Source organism: Cellulosimicrobium sp. E-16, assembly GCF_049913115.1.
GTDB lineage: Bacteria > Actinomycetota > Actinomycetes > Actinomycetales > Cellulomonadaceae > Cellulosimicrobium.
This window is the reverse complement of the sequence record NZ_CP183974.1, coordinates 4,164,620-4,183,127: the sequence shown is the minus strand read 5'-3', so window position 1 is coordinate 4,183,127 and position 18,508 is coordinate 4,164,620. Positions and strand designations below refer to the sequence as shown.

The following is an 18,508-nucleotide window of genomic DNA, read 5'->3' as shown; positions in this document are numbered from 1 at the left end:
CGGACGACGAACGCCGCCCGCTCCCCGGCGGGGAACGGGCGGCGGAGCGCCGCGCTCAGAGGCTGCGTGCGGTGATGTCGCCGTACGTGGTGGTCGCGCGGATCTGGAGGCCCGCGGTGCCGTCGTTGCGGAGCGAGCTGTTCACCCGGCCGTACCCGGTGCTGGCGTCGAGCGAGGCGGAGACGCCCGGCGCGGCGGCGATCGTCAGGTCGCCCTTCTGGGTGCCGAGCACGACCGTGCCGCGCTCCGCCTCGGCGACCCGGACGTCTCCCTGGGCGGTGGTGATCTCGGCGGGACCGGTCAGGCGACCGACCGCGACGTCTCCGGCCTGGGTGACCAGGCGGACGGATGCCGCCTCGTCGAGCGTGATCGCGCCGTACTCGTCGGTGGCGGTGACGTCCCCGAGTCGGCCGACGCCGCGCAGCTCGCCGCTGCCCGTGACCTCGACGCGCGACCCGGCGGGGAGCTGGACGGTCACCTCGACGGTGCCGGACGGGCCGAAGGCCTCGTGCTTCGCGGGCGCGGTCGCGATGCGGAGGACGCCGTCGCGGTGCTCGACCGTGGTGCGCTCGGCCGCCGTCACGTCGCGGTTCTTGGACGCGTCGAGCGGGAGGACCTCGACGACGGTGTCGGCCCGGCCCGAGGCGATGAGCTGGACCCGGGCGGCGGGGGCGTCGATGACGGTGGTGATCGGGGCGGGGGTGTCGAAGGTGTGCATCGTGATCAGCTCCTGGAAGGCGGTCCTGGTGATTTCCAACACCGTGAACGCTACGTAGCGTTCACTAAGACAGCAAGAGCAATGTTGCTGTGAGTGTGCATCGTCGCAGGCCGTAGTGCATAAACTGGTGCAATGAGTGTGCGCGTAATGCAACATGAGGCGATCTCCCGCGTTGCATCGACGACAGGTGAACGCTAGCCTCGGGCGGTCGGGACGAGCGGAGGAGGACCACCATGCCCGGAGGAAGGCTCACCAGGCAGGAGCGCCAGCAGATCGCCCTGGGGCTGGCCGACGACCTCGCGTACGCGGAGATCGCCCGTCGGCTGGACCGACCGACGTCGACCGTCACCCGCGAGGTGATGCGCAACGGCGGACCCGGCGCCTACCGGCCCGACCTCGCGCAGCACGCCACCGAGCGCCGCGCGCGCCGCCGCCGGGAGCCGGGTCCGGCCACCGGGTCGTCGGCACCCGGCGGCACGGACGCGGTCCGCGCGTACGAGGAGACGTTCACGACCCTGTTCATGCAGCAGGGCCTGCCGCGGATCGCGGCGGGCGTGCTGACCTGCCTCTACACCGCCGACACGGGCAGCCTCACGGCCGCCGAGCTCGTCGAGCGACTGCGCGTGAGCCCGGCGTCGATCTCCAAGGCGATCCCCGTCCTGGAGAGCCACGGCCTCGTCGTGCGCGAGCGGGGCGAGGGCCGCCGCGAGCGCTACGTCGCCGACGGCGACGTCTGGTTCCAGTCCATGATCGCCGCGGCACGGAACAACGCGCAGCTCGCGGAGACTGCTCGTCAGGGGGTCGCGGTCCTCGGTCGGAGCAGCCCTGCCGGGGTGCGGCTCGAGAACATGGCGCGCTTCCTCGACTTCGTGGGGGAGAGCATCGCCCGGGCGGCCGAGCAGGCGCGCGACCTCCTCACCACGCCGGGCGACGCCGCCGGGGAAGGTCGCGCCACCGCGAAGGACTGAACCGTCTGCGCGCCGCGCTCACCCGCGGCGTGCGGTGCGCCGGGCCTTGCGGGCGGCCGCGGCGCGCTCCTCGGCGGCGTCGAGGAGCTCGTCCGCGGCGGTGAGCGCCTCCTGCGCCGCGGACTCGGCCGCGCGGGCGTCGGCGAGCCGCGCGCGCAGGTCCTCGCGCTCGTCGGCGAGCCGGGCCAGCTCGTCCTCGACGCGCCCGAGCTCGTCCTCCACCTGCCCGACGGCGTCGCTCGCCGCGCGCGCTCGCGTGTCCGCCTCGTCCCGCTCGGCCTCGAGGCGGTCGACCTCGGCCGCCGTCTCCTCGACCTCGCGCTCGGCGGCCGCCACGGCATCCTCCTCGGGAGGCTCGCCGTCGGCCGGGTCGGAGACCCGCGCGGACCGGGCGCCGCGCGTCGTGCTCGTCCCCGGGTCCGCGTCACCAGACCCGCCCCCGGTGCCGCCGGTCCGCGCCCGGAGCTCGACGACGTCGGCGGGCTCGCCGCCCTCGTCGACGATGCCGAAACCGACGTGCTGGAGAGCCTGCGACAGCCGACCGGCACGGACGAGCGCCCCCGCGTCCGGGTCCATGACGGCGGCGGTGAGGGTCTCGGCGAGCCGGTCGAGCGCCGTCGTGGACACGGCCCGGCCGGCGACCTCTCCCGCGTCGCGCAGCTCGGCCACGACGCGCTCCACGCGCTCGCGCCGCAGCCGGTCGAGCGTCCTGATCCGCGTGCGGTCGCGGTCCGCCGTCGCGTCGCGCAGCTCGTCCCCGAGGGCGACGAGCGCGGCGACGTCGTCGGGCCGCTCGCGCGCGACCTGGTTGACGACCCACGCCGCCACGGTCGGCTTGGCGAGCCGCGCCACGCGCTCCGCGCCGACCGCGTCCCCCGACGCCTTGATCTCCTTCGCCGCCGCGGTACGGGCGACGACGAACTGCTCGAGCGGCAGCGCGAAGAGCCCGTCGACGAGAGCGTCGACATCGGTTCCGTCCCCGACCGGGGCGTCGGAGCCGCGCGGGGCCTTCGGGCTCATGACGCCCAGCGTCGCACCCCGGTGCCGGACGTGCGCCCGCTCGCCCCGTCCCGGGCGGCGAGCAGCGCCGCGAAGGCGGCCTCGGTGACGACGGGGATGCCGTAGCGGCGGGCCGTACGGGCCTTCGTCGAGAGCGAGTCCGGGTCGGCGGCGACGAGGAGGCGGGCCCGGCGCGTCACGTAGGGCCAGGGGGAGAGGCCGGCGGCGCGCACGTCGCGCTCCCAGGCCTCGCGCGTGCGCGACATCGACCCGGTGAGCACGACCTCGTCGCCGTCCGCGAGCACGAACGCCGGACGCGGTGCGACGGCCGTCTCCGCGGCGAGCCGGGCTCCGAGCGCCGCCTCGACGGCTCCCGCGACGTCGTCGGCGTCGAGTCCGAGCTGGCCCGCGACCTCGTGCAGGGCGGGGTCGTCACGGACAGAGCCGCCGCCGTCGCGGTCGCCCGCGGCGGTCGCGCCGTCGAGGGCGTCGAGCTCCGCCCGGGCGAGGGCGATGAGGTAGTCGCGGTGCACGCCCTCGACCGCGGCCCGGTCCAGCCCGGCCCGCCGCGCCTCGGCGAGGAGCGCCGCACGCTCGGAGTGCGAGACGTAGCGGTCGAGGAGCGCGGAGTCGAGCAGGCGCAGGTAGGTCCCGGTGTCGACGTCCGGGCGCTCGGTCGGCGCGGGCGCGGCGCCCGTGCGGGCGCCCGGCGCCTCGTCGAGCCCGGCGAGCCAGTGCCCGTGAGCGCGGCTCGCCCCCCGCAGGACCGGCTCCACGCCGGGCAGCGCTGCGGGCAGCGACCACCGCACCCCGTCGGCCGCGGCGCGCGCCACGTCCCAGCACTCGTCGTCGGCAGCCACGTCGAGGTAGTACCCGAGCAGCCCCGCGGTGGCGCGCGCGTCGCCCAGGGCCGAGTGGACGCCGTCGTGCACGACGCCCACCGCCGCGCAGCACGCGGCCAGCGCGCGCGAGCCCGTGAGGTAGCGGCTCGCGAGCTGCTGCGTGCACAGGCACGCGACGGGGTCGATCGCGGCCGCGATGCCCGCACGCCCGATCTCCGCGCGCAGGAACCGCGTGTCGAACGCCGCGTTGTGCGCCACGAGGACGCGGCCGGAGAGCAGGCGCAGGAGCGCGGGGGCCACGCGGTCGAACGTCGGGGCGAGCGCGACGTCGGCCGCCGCGATGCCGTGCACGTGCTGGGGACCCAGGTCGCGCCCGGGGTTGACGAGGGTGGACCACTCGTCCTCGACGCGGCCCGCGGCGTCGACCAGGACCACCGCGACCTCGGCGACCCGGTCGCCGAGGCGAGGGGAGAACCCCGTGGTCTCGAGGTCGACGACGGCGAATCCGGGCACGGGCACAGTCTGCCCGACGCCGCCCACGCCTCGTCACCACCCGGGCGGTGCGCGCGGCGACCCGTGCACGCGCAGGGCTTTCGCGCCGGGCCCCGTGGGCCTACGCTCGCGAGCACACGAGCCTCCGCAGCGTCGCGTCTCGTGTGCGACTCGGCCGGACCCCGACACGACCGGGGTCGGTCGGCGGGGGCCACTGTCGAGGAGGATGCGTGAGACCACGAACGATCGTCCCGTCTGCCGCCGCCGCGAGCCTCGTGCTCGCGGCTCTGACCGCAGCGCCCGTCGGCGCTGCCCCCGGAGGCGGCCTCCGAGCCGCCGACGGGCCGCCCCCGCTCGAGGACCTCGTCACCGGCGACGCGGTCATGCAGCGGCTCCAGGACTTCCAGGACATCGCGGACGCCAACGGCGGCAACCGCGCGATGGAGACGCCCGGCTACGAGGCGAGCGCCGTCTACGTCGAGGACACCCTGCGGGCCGCGGGCTACGAGCCCGAGCGCCAGTACTTCACGTTCGAGGACCTGGTCATCGACGACCTGTCCCTCACCGCGGCCGGCGTCGAGGTGACGTCGGACGTCTACCCGGCCGAGTTCGCGCCCGACACCCCGGACGACGGCGTCACGGGCCCGATCGTCCAGCCCGCCGACGCGCTCGTCCAGGGCTGCACCGCCGACACCTGGGACGGGGTCGCCGTGGAGGGGGCCGTCGCGCTGGTCAGCCGCGGCGCGTGCCCGTTCGCGGACAAGGCCCGGTTCGCCGCGGAGGCCGGCGCCGCCGCCGTGATCCTCTACAACAACACCGACGGCGCGCTGAACCCGACCCTCGGCGAGGCGAGCGACGTCTGGGTCCCGACCGTGGGCATCACGCAGGCGGACGGCCAGGCGATCCTCGCCGCGATCGCTGGCGGCGCCGAGGCGGTCGCGACCTACGACCTCCAGACGCACGTCGAGGAGTTCGAGACGTTCAACGTGCTCGCCCAGACTCCGGGCGGCCGTGACCACAACGTCGTCATGGTCGGCGCCCACCTCGACGGCGTCGAGGACGGGCCGGGCATCAACGACAACGGGTCCGGGTCCGCGGCGATCCTCGAGGTCGCGGTCCAGCTCGCCGCCGCGACCGACGGCGGCCAGGACGTCGAGAACGCCGTCCGGTTCGCGTGGTGGGGCGCGGAGGAGGTCGGGCTGCGCGGCTCGACCCACTACGTGAGCGACCTCGCCGCGAACGACCCCGCGGCGCTCGACGACATCGCGACCTACCTCAACTTCGACATGGTCGGCTCGCCGAACTACATCATCGGCGTGTACGACGCGAACGAGTCGACCTACCCCGCACCCGTCGAGGTGCCGCCGGGCTCGGCCGAGACCGAGGCGGTGTTCACCGACTATTTCGACGGCATCGACCAGCCTTGGGTCGACACCGAGTTCTCCGGGCGCTCCGACTACCAGGCGTTCATCGAGAACGGCGTCCCGGCGTCCGGCCTGTTCACCGGCGCGGACGGCTCGAAGACGGCCGAGGAGGTCGCGCTGTTCGGCGGCACCGAGGGCATCTTCTACGACCCGAACTACCACTCGCCGGGCGACACGATCGACAACGTCGACGCGACCGCGCTCGACATCATGTCGCGCGCGATCGGCCACGCGGTCGCGTCGCTGTCCGAGGACACGTTCGCGATCAACGGCGTGGGCAACCCGCGCGTCGACGCGATCGAGGCGGAGGCACGGTGCCTCAACGGCAAGGCCTACGTCGCCGTCCGCGCGACCAACGGTGAGGACGAGCCCGTCTCGCTGCGCCTCGTGACGCCGTTCGGGCAGAGGGCGTTCGGCCAGGTGGCTCCGGACGCGAACGCGTACCAGTCGTTCTCCGCCCGGTCGGCGTCGGTCGACGCCGGCACCGTGAGCGTCGTCGCGCGCCTCGCGGGCGGCGGGGAGAACCACACCCAGACGTACGACGTCGCGTACGACGCGATCGCCTGCGGCTGACGCCACGCGAGTCGCACGACGGGCGGGGCCGTCCTCCACGGGGAGGGCGGCCCCGCCTGCGTCCGAGGAGGTGCGTCGTGGGTAGGACGCCGCGCGTCACGACCGGTCCGCGGGGTGGGGCCGGCCGGGTCTACGCTGGCCCGCGGTGCGCCGTCGGGTGGCGCGGCGGACAGGGGGTCACATGGCGAAGGAACCGTTCCTCACGACGACGGGCGACGAGCCGGGCGAGGGCCCCGACCTGCCCGGCACGACGTCCGGCGACGAGCGCAGCACCCTCGCGCGGCTGCTCGGCGAGAAGCGCCTCTTGCGCGTCCCCGCCCTCCCGGCGCTGCCGCGACCCACCCTCCCGCGGCCCTCGTTCTCGCTGCCCGTCGCGCTCCCCGGCCGTCGTGCGCCGCGCGACGACGTCGACCCGGCGCCCGGGGCGAACCCCGAACCTGCCCTCGACACCGCGCTGGAGGACGCGCTCGTCGAGGCTCTCGCGGAGGACGGCGCCGCGGACGACGGCGCCGCGGACGACGGCGCGTTCGACGAGGTCGTCGCGGAGTGGGTGCGGCGCGCGATCGCCGCCTACCCGCGGCCGGCGTACCCGCTCGAGCGGGAGTGGGACGTGTCGGTCCAGGGGGTCGTGCGGCTCGTCCCGTACGTGCCGCGGTTCGCGACGGCGCCGCTCGCGCTGCTCGACCGGTTCGGTGCCGTGACGATCGGCCCCGAACGCGTGGGCCTCGACGGCAAGGACGTGGACTGGGACCGCGTGGTCGAGGTCCGCACGGCGCCCGCGTGGACGTGCCTGTCGGCTGAGGCGCTGGAGGTGAACCTCGCGCAGTACGTCGTGGCGCTGCCGCCGCTGCCCGGCCGCGCGTGGGTGCTGCGCAAGATCAGCGAGCTCCTGCTCTCGCTCTACCTCGCCGTGCTGCCGCCGGACGCGGACGGCGACGACGTCGTCGCCGACGCGCACGCGCTCCTCGGCGCGACCGGCGTCGAGGGCGGGGCGGCGGACCAGCCCGACGTCGGCGCGGACGCGGGCGACGCAGACGCGCGACCGGACCCGATGTTCGACCGGGTGGTCACGCAGGTCGTCTACCGGCGGCGGTTCGGGACGGGCGAGGCGCAGGCGAGCACGACGTCCGTCCTGCTCCAGCTCGCGCTGCGCGGTGCGACGGACACGATCGTCCGCACGGCCGCGGAGCGCGGGGTCGAGGTCGTGCACGTGCGGGCGGAGGACACGAGCGTCGGGTCGGTCGTGGCGCGCGCGGCGACGTGGCGCCGTACGGCGCTCGACCTCCGCGAGCGCGTGGACCGGCGCCTCGGGCGCTGACGGCTACCGGTCGAGCGCCTCGAGGATGGGGGTGTCGCCGGCGGTGAACCGGACGAAGCGGCCGACCGTCGCGGGGGTGCGCACGGCCTGCGCCACGACCATCGCGACGTCCGCGCGCGAGACCTGCGAAGCCGCGCCGCCCGGGACGTCGTCGGCGCCGTCGAGCCCGTCGGCGCCGTCGCCGACGACGCGGATCGCACCGGTCGGGTCGTCGTCGGTCAGCGTGCCCGGCCCGAGGATGGTCCAGTCGAGGTCGGTGCCGCGCAGGTGGTCGTCGGCCGCGAGCTTGGCGTCCGCGTAGGCGAAGAAGCTCGAGTCCGGGTCGACGCCGTGGTCGGGCACAGAACCGATCCACGACACCATGACGTAGCGGTCCACGCCCGCAGCGGCGGCCGCGTCCATCGTGCGGCTCGCGGCGTCGCGGTCCACGGCGTAGGTGCGATCCGGGTTCCCGCCGCCCGCTCCGGCGGACCAGACGACGGCGTCGAACCCGCCGAGCGCGGCGGCGAGCTCGTCGGTCGAGGAGGACTCGACGTCGAGCAGGAGCGGCTCGCCCCCGAGGCGGCGGACGAGCGGGAGCTGCTCCTCGGCGCGCACGATCCCGGTCACGGTGGCGTCGTGGTCGACGAGGATCGGGACGAGCAGCCGGCCCACCTTGCCGTGGGCACCGACGAGGGCGATCTTCATGCGGCGGACTCCTGTCTGCTGACGTCGAGGTCGACCCGAGCGGGCGAGATCGACCCTCAGGAGGCCGATCTCGAGACGGTCAGGCCGATCTCGCGGTGAGGATCCCACCGTGCTCTCCCGCGGACGCCGCCGCCACCCGGGACGGCGTCAGGGGCAGTGTCGCGCGTTCGGGGCCGCGGCGAGCGTCACGGTCGCCGACGCGCGGAGGAGGTCGCCGCCCGCAGGGTCCTGGGCGCACACCGTCCAGCCGTTCGACGCGCCCGGCAGGGTGCCCGCGCCCGGGTCGCGCGCGTCGACCACGACGACGCTCGCGGCGCCGCGCTTCTCCAGCTCGGCGCGCGCCTGCTTGAGCTTGGTCTCCACGAGGTTCGGCATCGGGAACGCGGGCTCGATCTCGACCGAGACCTCGACGCCGTCGGACCCGCCGGGCGGGACCGGGGCACCTGGCCCGGTGGTCGGGGAGCCGGTGGGGTCGTCGGTGGGTTCAGCGGTGGGGACCGCGGTCGGCTCGGCGGTGGGCGCCGGCGTCGGCGTCCCGGGACCGCCGGGCAGGGCCTCGGCGCGGCACCCGGCCAGCGCCGCCACGGCCACGGCGGCGAGCACGACGACGCGCGCGCGCCGCGGCACCGTCGTCGGGCCCGAGCGAGCCTCGCGATGCGCTCCGTGCTGCTGCGAGATGTCCTTCTTCGTGCGGCCCGTCGTCGTCGACGGTGCCGTCGTTCGTCCTGCCACCACACGTGCCCCCGGTTGCCCCTGCGAACTTTCCTGCGCCTTCGAGGGTACGTGACGGTCGCGCCGGCCGCGGCCGGGGGAGGCGACGAGGGCGGGTGATCCTGGAGCGGGCTTCAGCTGCGACCCGGAGCGGTGCGCTTGGGCGGCCGGACGGTCGGCACGTCGCCGACGATGGGGATCGGGCGACGGTGGAACGGGAACCCGTAGCGCGTGACCAGGCCGGCGAGCGTCGTGAGCCGGTTGCGCGGCCCGATGAGCCCCATGATGTGGACGAACAACCACGCGAGCCACGCGACGCCGCGCGTCAGCCGGAGCCGGCCGACGACCTCCGCGATGGCCGCCCGCCGCCCGATGACCGCCATGGTGCCCTTGTCGAAGTACCGCAGGGACGTCGTCGGGCGCCCGGCGAGCAGCGCCTCGACGTTGCGCGCGACCTGCTCGCCCGACTGGATCGCCGGCTGCGCGAGCTGCGGCAGCCCGGCGGGGGAGATCGCGATGTCGCCCGCCGCGAAGACGCCGGGCAGGCCCTCGACCTGGAGGTCGTCGCCCACGACGACGCGCCCGCCGTCGCCGCGCGGCAGACCCCAGTCGTCGACCTCCTCGTGCGGGTGCACACCTGCCGACCACACCGTGAGGTCGGAGCGGATGCGCGTGCCGTCCGTGAGCACGACGGCGTCCGGCAGCACCTCGGCGACCCCGGCCCCCAGGTGCAGGCCGACGCCGCGTCGGCGCAGCTCCTCGGCCGCGTACCGGCGCAGCCTGGGGTGGAACGACTTGAGGACCTCGCCGCCGCGCTGGACGATCTTCACCTCGAACGCGTCGCCGTGGATCTCGGGGTAGGCCGGGCGCAGCCCCGCGGTACGCAGCTCGGCGAGCGCCCCCGCGACCTCGACGCCCGTCGCGCCGCCGCCCACGACCACGACGCGCAGCCCCTCGTCGGTCCCGGGGTTCGCCGCCGCCTTCTCGAGCCGGATGAACAGGGTGTCGCGGATCTTCATCGCCTGCGACCGCGAGTACATGGGGAACGAGTTCTCCTTGGCGCCCGGGGTGCCGAAGAAGTTGGCCGTGACGCCGTTCGCGACGACGAGGTAGTCGTAGTCGACCCACTCGTCGTTGAGGAGACGGATGCGCCGCGCCTCGTGGTCGATGCCGACGAGGTGCTCGTGCACGACCCGCACGTTCTTCTGCTTGAGCCGCAGCCCGCGCAGGAAGTACGTGACGTCGCCCGGGTTCAGCCCGCCCGTCGCGACCTGGTAGAGCAGCGGCTGGAACGTGTTGTAGACGCGGCGGTCCACGAGCGTCACGCGCACGGGCGCCTCCGCGAGCCCCTTGACGACGGCGAGGCCGGCGAACCCCGCGCCGACCACCACGACGTGCGGCAGGGAGTCGGGGGCTGCTGCCGCACCAGGCGCAGCGGTGACGGGCTCGGGCACGGGGCCTCCTCGGGGCGACGGGGTGGGAGAGCGCCGGTGCCCGCCCGCCTGCGTCGCGGACGTCGCCGACGACGTCAGCCAGGTTACGGCGAACCCCGCCCCCGCGCCGAACAGGCGGTCAGGCGCGGTGGTGCTCGACGTCGTCGCGGCCCAGGAGGTCCTCGCGGACGACGCGGCGCAGGACCTTGCCGATCTGGGAGCGCGGCAGCTCCGGCACGACGGCGAGCGTGCGGGGAAGGGCGTAGCGGGCGAGGCGCTTCTCGCCCCACTCGCGCACGGCGGCGAGGTCGACGCGCGGGGGCGAGGCGGCGTCGTCGGCGTCGTCGAGCACGACGACGGCGGCGACGTGCTCGTCCGAGCCGCTGCCCGGCACGCCGACGACGGCGACGTCGCGGACGCCCGGCATCCCGCGCAGGTGCTCCTCCACCTGGGAGGGGTAGACCTTGAACCCGCCGGTGACGATCATCTCCTTGATGCGGTCGACGAGCGTGACGAGGCCGGCGTCGGGCCCGTCGAGCGCGACCCGGACGACGTCGCCGGTGCGCAGCCAGCCGTCGTCGAGGAGCTGGTGCGCGGTCTCCTCGGGGCGGTTCCAGTACCCCTGGAACACCTGCGGGCCGCGCACGAGGAGCTCGCCGCGCACGGTGCGGGGCGCGGCGGGGTCGTCCGTGGGCTCGGGGTCGGCGTCGCGCAGGTCGCCCGCGTCGAGCGCGTCGGCGTCGACGACGCGGATCTCGGTGCTGGGGAAGGGGAGGCCGAGCGTGCCGGGGCGGCGGTCGTCCGAGCACGGGTTGCCGAGCGAGATCGGCGACGTCTCGGTCATGCCGTAGCCCTCGATGAGCAGCCCGCCCGTCGCGTCCTCCCAGCGCCGTGCGGTCTCGGCGGTGATGGGCATCGCGCCCGCGAACGCGAGGCGGATCGAGGTGAGGTCGGAGCCTGCCCCGGTCGCGTCGGCGGCCGCCGTGACGATGCGGTCGAACATGGGAGCGACGCCGGGTAGGAACGTCGCGGGGCGGCGCGCCTGCGCGGCGACGAACGCCTGCGGGTCGAACTTGGGGAACGCGACGAGCGTCGCGCCGATGCGAGCGGGCAGGGTGAGGCAGAACGTCAGCCCGAACGCGTGGAAGAAGGGCAGCACGCCGTAGACGGTCTCGGCGCCCTCCTCGAACGTCGCCCACGCCTGACCCTGCACGACGTTCGCGACGAGGTTGCGGTGCGTCAGCACCGCGCCCTTGGGCGTGCCCGTGGTGCCGCCGGTGTACTGGAGGAGTGCGACGTCGTCGGCGCCAGGGTGGGGGAGCGCCGGCGGGAGCGCCCGCGCGCGCCGGACGAGGTCGTGCCAGTCGGGGACGCCCGCGGGCACGGGGCCGCGCAGCGCGTCGCGCTGGGCCCGCGCGCGAGCGACGGGCAGGCGGAGCGCGAGGCGGCTCCCGCGCGGCAGGTCGCGCGCGATGTCGAGGCCGACGACGGTGCGCAGCCCGGGCGCGTGCGCGCGGGCCTCGAGCACGGCGGGGACGGTCTTGGTCCACACGACGGCGACGCTCGCGCCGGAGTCGGCGAGCTGGTGGGCGAGCTCGTCGGCGGTGTACGTCGGGTTGTGCTCGACGACGACCGCACCGAGGCGCTGGACGGCGTAGAACGCGACGACGTGCGACGTGCCGTTCGGCAGCACGAGCGCGACGCGGTCGCCGTGGCGCACGCCGAGGTCGTGCAGGGCGCTCGCGGCGCGCTCGACCTGCGCGACGAGCCGGGCGTAGGTCGTGGTCGCGCCGAAGAAGTCGACCGCGACGCGGTCGGGCCAGCGCTCGGCAGCGCGGTAGAGGGCGGCCGTGACCGGCTCGTCGGGGACCTCGACGTCCGTCGGGACGCCGGGTGCGTAGCGGTCGGTCCACGGCCTCGTCGCCAGAGTGTTCACTACGCCACCGTAACCTACGGTTGCGTAGGTTGTGTGCGTCCGCCGTGCTCAGCCCGCCAGGACGCGATCGAGCGCCGCCCGGCCCGCGGGTCCCCAGTGGGGCTTGCCGCCGGGCAGGCCCTCGTCCCCGTTCTGCCCCATGAGCAGGAGGAAGAGGGCCTTGAGCGCCGCCAGCCCGCGCGCTCGCCGGACCGTCGCGTCGTCGGCGCGCGCGTAGACGTCGAAGAACCGCGCGGCGGTGTCCGCGGGCAGGAGCACCCACGCCGCGGCGAGGTCCCACGCCGGGTCGCCCGCGAACAGGTCGCCGAAGTCGACGACGCCCGCGAGCGTCCCGTCCGCGACGACGACGTTCGCGGGGTGCAGGTCCCCGTGCACCCACACGGGCGGCCCCTCCCACGCGGGGGCCGCGACGGCGTCGTCCCAGACGGCCCGGACGGCGTCGGCGTCGTCCGGGGCGACCGCGTGCAGGAACCCCTCGAAGCCGGCCGTGGCGTCGCGGGGGTGGGCGCCCCGGTCCGTGGACGTCGGCGCGTCGGCGGGCGCTGCGACGTGCAGGGCCCGGAGGAAGCCCGCCAGCGCGTCGGCGGCGTGCTCGCCCCGGGTGATCGCGCCGCGGTCCAGCGGCTCGCCGGGCACCCACGTCATGACCGTCCAGTGCCGCGGGAGGCGCGGGGACGGCTCGCCGTGCCGCACGGGCGTGGGCACGGGAGCGGCAGGCGCGGCGCGAGCACGGGCAGCCACCGCCGCTCCTTGAGCTGAGGCTCTGGCGTCGGGTCCATGCGCTGCACGCGCACGGCCAGGTCGTCCCCGAGCCGCCACATCTGGTTGCCCCACCCGCCCGCGACCTCGCGGAGCGGCAGCCCGGCGAGGTCGGGGTGTTGCTCCGCCAGAGCCTCGCGGACGAGGTCGGCGGTGGTCGCGGTCTCCGTGGCGCTCATGCGCGCCCACGGTACCGACGCGGCGGCGCCTACGCGGCGACGTCACCCTTCAGGGCGTCGCGGCCTGCGACCGAGTGCCGGTAGCCGTAGAACGCGTAGATCAGCAGGCCCACGGCGACCCACCCGAGGAACCGGAGCCACGTGAGCGTCGTGAGGTTGGCCATGAGCCACAGGCACGCGACGCCGGACACGATCGGCAGCACGGGCGACCACGGCACCTTGAACGAGCGCTGCAGGTCGGGCCGCGAGCGGCGCAGGATCGGGATGCCGAAGCTCACGAGGACGAACGCGGAGAGCGTCCCGATGTTGATCATCTCCTCGAGCAGCTCCACCTGGGACAGCCCGGCGATGAGCGCGACGACGATCCCCACCCCCACCTGGAGGCGGATCGGCGTGTGGTACCGGTGCGAGGTGCGGGAGATGCCGCGGGGGAGCAGGCCGTCGCGGCTCATCGCGAACACGATGCGGGTCAGGCCGAGGAGCAGCACCATGATCACCGTCGTCAGCCCGATGAGGATGCCCACGGAGATCACCCGCCCGGCCCAGTCCGCGCCCACGAGGATGAACGCCGTCGTGAGCGACGGCGCGTCGGACTCCGCGAGCTCGGTGTACGACACCATGCCCGTCACGACGAGCGTGACGAGGATGTACAGGACCGTGACGATCGCGAGGCCGCCGAGGATGCCGCGCGGGAGCGTGCGCTGCGGGTCCTTGGCCTCCTCGGCCGTGGTCGCGACGACGTCGAACCCGATGAACGCGAAGAACACGAGCGCGGCGCCCGCGAGCAGGCCCATGACGCCGTACGTCGTGGGCTCGAGCCCCGTGAGGAAGCCGACGAGCGGCTGCTCGAGCGCCGACTGCTCCGGCGCGGGCTGGGCGGGCGGCACGAACGGCGAGTAGTTCGACGCGTCGACGAAGAAGAACCCGACGACGATGACGAACAGCGTGATGCCGACCTTGATGACCGTGAACACGCTGTTGACGCGCGTGCTGAGCTTGGTGCCGATCGCGAGCAGCGTGGTGAACACCGCGACGATGAACACCGGGCCCCATTCGAGGTCGACCGGACCGATCGGGATCGTCAGCGGCAGGTCGATGCCGAACAGCCCGAACGCGTCCCCCAGGTACACGCCCCAGAACTTCGCGATGACCGCCGACGCGAGCAGCATCTCGAGGATGAGGTCCCACCCGATGATCCAGGCGACGAGCTCGCCCATGGTCGCGTAGGAGAACGTGTACGCCGACCCGGCGACGGGGATCGCGGACGCGAACTCGGCGTAGCACATGACGGCCAGGGCGCACACGATCGACGCGATGATGAACGAGACGATGACGCTGGGCCCGGCGTAGTTCGCGGCGGCCGTCGCGCCGACGGAGAAGATCCCCGCTCCGACCGCGACCGCGACCCCCAGGACCGCGAGGTCCCAGGTCGTCAGGCTGCGCTTGAGCGAACGTTCCGGGTCGTCGATCGCCGCGAGCGAGTCCTCGACGGACTTGCGACGGAACAGGCCGGTCCTCGTGGCCACGGGTGCGCCTCCCCGGCGTCGGTGACAGGTCCGTCCATTGAACCGGTCCCGCGTGCACCCCGCGCGGCGGGCGGCCCGTCCTCCCGTCCCTAGCCCGCGAGCGTCACGCCGGGTGCCAGCGCGCTCCCCAGCGGCGGGTCAGGCGACCGCCCGACGTCGCGGCGTGGGCGCGCACTCCGGCCTCCACCGCGTCGGCCACGCCGTGCGCGGCCGCGTCCGTGTCGGCGAGGAAGCGGACGGTGACGCGGGCCTCGCCGCGCACGACGCCGACGTCGTACGCCTCGACCGTCGTCAGGGCGCGCGCCGCCGCCGCGGCGGCGGGCAGCACGGCCTCGGGGTCGGCGCCCGGGCGCAGCAGGCCCACGGCGAGGGTCACGCGGTACGACGGCACGGCTCAGCCGAGCTCCGGCAGGCCGGCCTCGTCGCACGGGTCGAGGTCGACCGGGCCGGACACGTCGAGGCGGACCAGGTCGCCGTCGGCGGTCACGCGCACCGACCACCCCGCCGGGTCCTCGGCCTCGACCGAGGCGGACCCGCCGTGCTCGGCCTCGATGACGTCGGAGGGCTCGCCGAACCCGTGCTCGTCGAGCACCGGGGCGAGCGCGGCGGGCACCTCCGCGAGCAGGGCGTACGCGTCCGCGCCCCCTGGCGTGGCACTGGCGTCGGGAAGGAAGACGACGCAGCGACCGTCGTCCTGCGCCGTCGCCCTGGCGCCTCTCTCGTCGTCGGCCCAGCCGTCGGAGCCATAGACGTCCTGGACGGCCGCGAGGGCGTCCTGCCGGGTCTGCTCGTACTCCGTGACGGCGTCCGCGGCGGGCGCCGGCTCCGTCGGCTCGTCGGCGCCGCAGGCGGCCAGCGTGGCGAGGGCAGCCAGCGCGAGCGCCACCCCCGCGGCCCGCGTGGTCGCGCCCTCGCGCCGTGTCGTGGCCTGCTCCGGCATGGGTCCCCCTCGGTCGTCGCGTGCGAGTCCGCGGGGGACGCTACCAGCGCGGTCGGACGCGTGGTCAGATGCGCGGCGACCCGTGGATGGGGAGCACGACCCATGGACCGGCGTGGGCGCGCGGCGGTACCGTCTCGGCGACCTGCGGGCGAGGGGGAGACATGAGCGGGATGTACGGGGCGGACGTCGCACAGCTGCGACAGCTCGGACAGCGGTTGTCCGAGGCCGCCGACAGGCTGACGTCGCTGCGCGGCGAGCTCGACGCGCTGGTGACGTCGAGCCCCTGGGAGGGGCCGGACGGCGACGCGCTGCGCGGGGAGTGGTCGACGTCGCACGGCCCGGCCGTCGCGGCGGTCGGGGCCGTCCTCGGCGACGCGGCGACCGCCGTCGTGCGCCAGGCGGACCAGCAGGAGAGCGCGAGCACCGACGGAGTCGTCGGTCCTGGCGGGGGCGGGTCGGGCGGAGGCGGCGGCGACCGCAGCACGCCGGGCGAGGACGGCGACCGGCCCGGTGACCCGGGCCTCACCGACGACCTCGGCGACTACGAGGACGTCCCGCCGATCGACCTCGAGAACGAGGACTTCTCGATCGACGACATCAACCAGGGCCAGGTCGGGGACTGCTGGTTCCTCGCCGGCCTCGGCGCGGTCACGACGACCGACCCGGAGTTCCTGCGCGAGCACATCCGGCTCAACGACGACGGCACGTACACCGTGACGATGTACAAGAACGGGGAGCCGGTCGAGATCGTCGTGGAGCCGACCGTGCCGGAGAACGGCGTCGGGGGCCAGAACGGCGAGCCGAACTGGGTCTCGATCTACGAGAAGGCGGCGGCCGAGTACTTCGGCGGCGACTACCAGGACATCGACGGCGGGCACTCCGACGACGCGTTCGAGGCCATCACGGGTCGCCCGGCCGAGCGGTCGGGCGAGCTCAGCCTCTCCGACATCCAGGACCGGCTGCAGGACGGGCCGGTCGCGGTGGGCACGGAGGACGACGACGCGTTCTGGTTCTGGGAGGACGAGGTCGACGACAGCCGCATCGTCCCCAACCACGCGTACGTCGTCACCGAGGTCAAGGAGGTCGACGGCGAGCTGAAGATCCACGTCGTCAACCCGTGGGGACCCGGCGGCGGCATGCTGGACGGCGAGCAGAAGGTCGGCGACCTCTGGCTCACCGAGCAGGAGTACAAGGAGAACTTCGACTCGGTCTACACGGGAGGCTGACGCATGGCAGGCAACGACGAGGTGCGCCGGGCGCGGGTCCCGCAGGGGGCGCAGGCGGAGTTCGCCGACGTCCGGGTCGGGGTGATGCGCGTCGGCGTCGGGGCCGGGCGCGCGCTCGCGCAGCTCGCGGTCCGCTCGCCGCGCGGCGAGGACGTCCTGCGGGCGGACCTCGGGGACACGATCGACCTGCACGGCGCGGGCATGCTCCACGTCGACGACGTGGAGGGGGAGCCGGGGACGTCGAGCGGGGCGGTCACGTTCACGTTCACGCCCGCCTGAGCCGCGCGGTCGGCGCCGGCGCTCAGGGCGCCGCGTCGGCTGCGAGCACGGCGACGAGGAAGTCGGCGTCCGGAGACCACGGGCGCAGGTCCCACGTCGCGAGGGCGAGGTCGAGGTGCAGCCCCGCCTCCTCGGCGTCGGCGAGGAACCGCTCGGGCGCGTAGCCGCGCCGGGTCCCGAAGCCGACGACGGCCCGCCCGCCCGGCGCGAGGTGCACGCGGAAGCGGCGCAGGACCTCGACCTCGGTCCCGGGGGCGAGGAACGTCACGACGTTGCCCGCGCACACGATCGCGTCGAACGGCTCGGTGACGCCCTCGGCCGGCAGGTCGAGCTCGGCGAGATCGCCCACGCGCCAGTCGGGCCCCGGGTGGTCGGCGCGCGCCGCCGCGACGAGGACCGGGTCGACGTCGACCCCGACGACCGCGTGGCCGCGCGCGAACAGCTCCGCGCCGACGCGTCCCGGCCCGCACCCGGCGTCGAGCACCCGCGAACCGCGGGGCAGCATGGCGTCGACCAGTCGCGCCTCGCCCGCGAGGTCGGCGCCGCGGGCCGCCATCGCCCGGAACCGTTCGACGTACCAGGTGGAGTGCGACGGGTCGGCGGCGGTCTTCTGCTCCCAGCGCGAGGGACGGGTGGCGCTCATGCCGACGACGCTACCCGCGCGGGGTGAGACCGGTCCCGTGACCTTGGTCCCCGGTGTCCTCAGGCACCGCGCACTGCGAGAATCGAGGGATGTCTCCCGCCGCGCCGCCCCTCTCGTCGACCGACCTCTCCGCGTCCCCCGCGACCGCGCCCGTGACCGACCTCGCCTCCAGCGCCCCGACGGGCGAGGTCCTCGCGGTCTGCCGCGTCCACGCCCTCCTGCCCGACGCGGGACCCGTCGGCGTCACGGCGATCGACAAGCGGCCCGTCGACGGGCCCGTGAAGGTGCGCCGGCTCGGCCTCTACGCGGACCTCCAGGCCGACCGGGCGAACCACGGCGGCGAGGAGCAGGCCGTGTACGCGTACGGGCAGGACGACGCCGACTGGTGGGTCGGGCAGCTCGAGCGCGAGGTCCCGCCCGGCCTGTTCGGCGAGAACCTGCGCGTGCGGGGCATCCCCGTGAGCGAGGCCGTCGTGGGGGAGCGCTGGTCCGTCGGTACCGCGCTGCTCGAGGTCACCCAGCCCCGTACGCCGTGCTCGACGTTCGCGCGCCGGCTCGGCGAGGACAAGTGGGTCAAGCGCTTCACCGCCGCGAACCGGACGGGAGCGTACCTGCGGGTCGTGCGCAACGGCGAGCTGCGCGCGGGGGACGCGGTGACGGTGTGCTACCGGCCCGAGCACGGCGTGACCCTCGCCGACTGGTTCGGGGCGTGGAACGCGCGCGGCGCCGACCCCGAGCGCGCGGTGGACGTCGCGCGCCGCCTCATCGTCGCGCACCTCGAGGGCGACGTCGCGCTGACCGACGAGATGCTGGCCCGCGCCGAGATCGCGGTCGGGCGAGGCATCGAGGACTGAC

Annotated in this window: 17 protein-coding genes and 1 pseudogene; 6 read left to right on the top strand and 12 right to left on the bottom strand. The window is 75.1% G+C overall.

Translation table 11 applies throughout. The annotated features are described in order from the left end of the window. Positions 1-55: 55 nt before the first annotated feature. On the bottom strand, positions 56-757 hold the full coding sequence (locus ACN9MS_RS18415) for a DUF4097 family beta strand repeat-containing protein (RefSeq protein WP_426309837.1): 702 nt from the start codon (positions 755-757) through the stop codon (positions 56-58). Between the two features lie 194 nt (positions 758-951). Here ACN9MS_RS18415 and ACN9MS_RS18410 point away from each other — a divergent pair, with 194 nt between their 5' ends. Next, the gene (locus ACN9MS_RS18410; protein ID WP_426309836.1) at positions 952-1,686 is read left to right on the top strand and encodes a helix-turn-helix domain-containing protein; all 735 of its coding nucleotides are present in this window, start codon (positions 952-954) and stop codon (positions 1,684-1,686) included. Positions 1,687-1,704: 18 nt separating this feature from the next. On the opposite strand, the gene ACN9MS_RS18405 is transcribed toward ACN9MS_RS18410, so the two are convergent. Both ACN9MS_RS18405 and ACN9MS_RS18400 read right to left on the bottom strand, forming a co-directional pair. After that, complete coding sequence (locus tag ACN9MS_RS18405; RefSeq protein WP_426309835.1) at positions 1,705-2,706, bottom strand: hypothetical protein; 1,002 nt, start codon at positions 2,704-2,706, stop codon at positions 1,705-1,707. Further along, on the bottom strand, positions 2,703-4,040 hold the full coding sequence (locus ACN9MS_RS18400) for an exonuclease domain-containing protein (RefSeq protein WP_426309834.1): 1,338 nt from the start codon (positions 4,038-4,040) through the stop codon (positions 2,703-2,705). Before ACN9MS_RS18400 ends, ACN9MS_RS18405 begins: the two co-directional genes overlap by 4 nt. A gap of 209 nt (positions 4,041-4,249) precedes the next feature. Between ACN9MS_RS18400 and ACN9MS_RS18395 the strand changes: the two genes are divergently transcribed. Both ACN9MS_RS18395 and ACN9MS_RS18390 read left to right on the top strand, forming a co-directional pair. Then, complete coding sequence (locus ACN9MS_RS18395; RefSeq protein WP_426309833.1) at positions 4,250-6,016, top strand: M28 family peptidase; 1,767 nt, start codon at positions 4,250-4,252, stop codon at positions 6,014-6,016. 181 nt (positions 6,017-6,197) lie between these two features. Continuing rightward, positions 6,198-7,334: a hypothetical protein gene (locus ACN9MS_RS18390; protein WP_426309832.1), complete on the top strand. Its 1,137-nt coding sequence runs from the start codon at positions 6,198-6,200 to the stop codon at positions 7,332-7,334. Positions 7,335-7,337: 3 nt separating this feature from the next. Here ACN9MS_RS18390 and ACN9MS_RS18385 read toward each other — a convergent pair whose 3' ends face one another. The 8 genes and pseudogenes from ACN9MS_RS18385 to ACN9MS_RS18350 form a co-directional block, all read right to left on the bottom strand. After that, the gene (locus ACN9MS_RS18385) at positions 7,338-8,021 is read right to left on the bottom strand and encodes an SDR family oxidoreductase (RefSeq protein ID WP_426309831.1); all 684 of its coding nucleotides are present in this window, start codon (positions 8,019-8,021) and stop codon (positions 7,338-7,340) included. A 147-nt stretch (positions 8,022-8,168) separates the two neighbouring features. Then, positions 8,169-8,753, bottom strand: a complete 585-nt coding sequence (locus tag ACN9MS_RS18380) for a PASTA domain-containing protein (RefSeq protein ID WP_426309830.1) — start codon at positions 8,751-8,753, stop codon at positions 8,169-8,171. Positions 8,754-8,866: 113 nt separating this feature from the next. Further along, on the bottom strand, positions 8,867-10,186 hold the full coding sequence (locus ACN9MS_RS18375) for an NAD(P)/FAD-dependent oxidoreductase (protein WP_426309829.1): 1,320 nt from the start codon (positions 10,184-10,186) through the stop codon (positions 8,867-8,869). A 118-nt stretch (positions 10,187-10,304) separates the two neighbouring features. Beyond that, the gene (locus tag ACN9MS_RS18370) at positions 10,305-12,101 is read right to left on the bottom strand and encodes an AMP-binding protein (protein WP_426309828.1); all 1,797 of its coding nucleotides are present in this window, start codon (positions 12,099-12,101) and stop codon (positions 10,305-10,307) included. A 48-nt stretch (positions 12,102-12,149) separates the two neighbouring features. Next, a pseudogene (locus ACN9MS_RS18365) lies at positions 12,150-12,922 on the bottom strand (phosphotransferase). A 146-nt stretch (positions 12,923-13,068) separates the two neighbouring features. Beyond that, positions 13,069-14,565: an amino acid permease gene (locus tag ACN9MS_RS18360; protein WP_426309827.1), complete on the bottom strand. Its 1,497-nt coding sequence runs from the start codon at positions 14,563-14,565 to the stop codon at positions 13,069-13,071. 103 nt (positions 14,566-14,668) lie between these two features. Beyond that, a complete protein-coding gene (locus ACN9MS_RS18355; protein WP_378229508.1) occupies positions 14,669-14,956 on the bottom strand; it encodes a hypothetical protein in 288 nt (95 codons plus the stop codon). A gap of 3 nt (positions 14,957-14,959) precedes the next feature. After that, positions 14,960-15,505: a hypothetical protein gene (locus tag ACN9MS_RS18350; protein WP_426309826.1), complete on the bottom strand. Its 546-nt coding sequence runs from the start codon at positions 15,503-15,505 to the stop codon at positions 14,960-14,962. A gap of 161 nt (positions 15,506-15,666) precedes the next feature. Between ACN9MS_RS18350 and ACN9MS_RS18345 the strand changes: the two genes are divergently transcribed. Together ACN9MS_RS18345 and ACN9MS_RS18340 are read left to right on the top strand one after the other, a co-directional pair. Beyond that, positions 15,667-16,731 carry a C2 family cysteine protease gene (locus tag ACN9MS_RS18345; protein WP_426309825.1) on the top strand — a complete coding sequence of 355 codons (1,065 nt, stop codon included), beginning with the start codon at positions 15,667-15,669 and terminating at the stop codon, positions 16,729-16,731. A gap of 3 nt (positions 16,732-16,734) precedes the next feature. Continuing rightward, positions 16,735-17,010, top strand: a complete 276-nt coding sequence (locus ACN9MS_RS18340; RefSeq protein WP_047231154.1) for a hypothetical protein — start codon at positions 16,735-16,737, stop codon at positions 17,008-17,010. Positions 17,011-17,032: 22 nt separating this feature from the next. Here the strand turns inward: ACN9MS_RS18340 and ACN9MS_RS18335 are convergent, their stop codons facing one another. Then, the gene (locus tag ACN9MS_RS18335; RefSeq protein ID WP_426309824.1) at positions 17,033-17,653 is read right to left on the bottom strand and encodes a class I SAM-dependent methyltransferase; all 621 of its coding nucleotides are present in this window, start codon (positions 17,651-17,653) and stop codon (positions 17,033-17,035) included. Positions 17,654-17,742: 89 nt separating this feature from the next. Between ACN9MS_RS18335 and ACN9MS_RS18330 the strand changes: the two genes are divergently transcribed. Further along, the gene (locus ACN9MS_RS18330; protein WP_426309823.1) at positions 17,743-18,507 is read left to right on the top strand and encodes an MOSC domain-containing protein; all 765 of its coding nucleotides are present in this window, start codon (positions 17,743-17,745) and stop codon (positions 18,505-18,507) included. Position 18,508 lies beyond the last annotated feature (1 nt).

Coding starts and splice junctions, on each gene's coding strand:
- ACN9MS_RS18350 (WP_426309826.1), bottom strand. CDS start 15,505: ATGCCGGAGCAGGCCACGACACGGCGCGAGGGCGCGACCACGCGGGCC.
- ACN9MS_RS18345 (WP_426309825.1), top strand. CDS start 15,667: ATGAGCGGGATGTACGGGGCGGACGTCGCACAGCTGCGACAGCTCGGA.
- ACN9MS_RS18385 (WP_426309831.1), bottom strand. CDS start 8,021: ATGAAGATCGCCCTCGTCGGTGCCCACGGCAAGGTGGGCCGGCTGCTC.
- ACN9MS_RS18405 (WP_426309835.1), bottom strand. CDS start 2,706: ATGAGCCCGAAGGCCCCGCGCGGCTCCGACGCCCCGGTCGGGGACGGA.
- ACN9MS_RS18390 (WP_426309832.1), top strand. CDS start 6,198: ATGGCGAAGGAACCGTTCCTCACGACGACGGGCGACGAGCCGGGCGAG.
- ACN9MS_RS18330 (WP_426309823.1), top strand. CDS start 17,743: ATGTCTCCCGCCGCGCCGCCCCTCTCGTCGACCGACCTCTCCGCGTCC.
- ACN9MS_RS18340 (WP_047231154.1), top strand. CDS start 16,735: ATGGCAGGCAACGACGAGGTGCGCCGGGCGCGGGTCCCGCAGGGGGCG.
- ACN9MS_RS18410 (WP_426309836.1), top strand. CDS start 952: ATGCCCGGAGGAAGGCTCACCAGGCAGGAGCGCCAGCAGATCGCCCTG.
- ACN9MS_RS18335 (WP_426309824.1), bottom strand. CDS start 17,653: ATGAGCGCCACCCGTCCCTCGCGCTGGGAGCAGAAGACCGCCGCCGAC.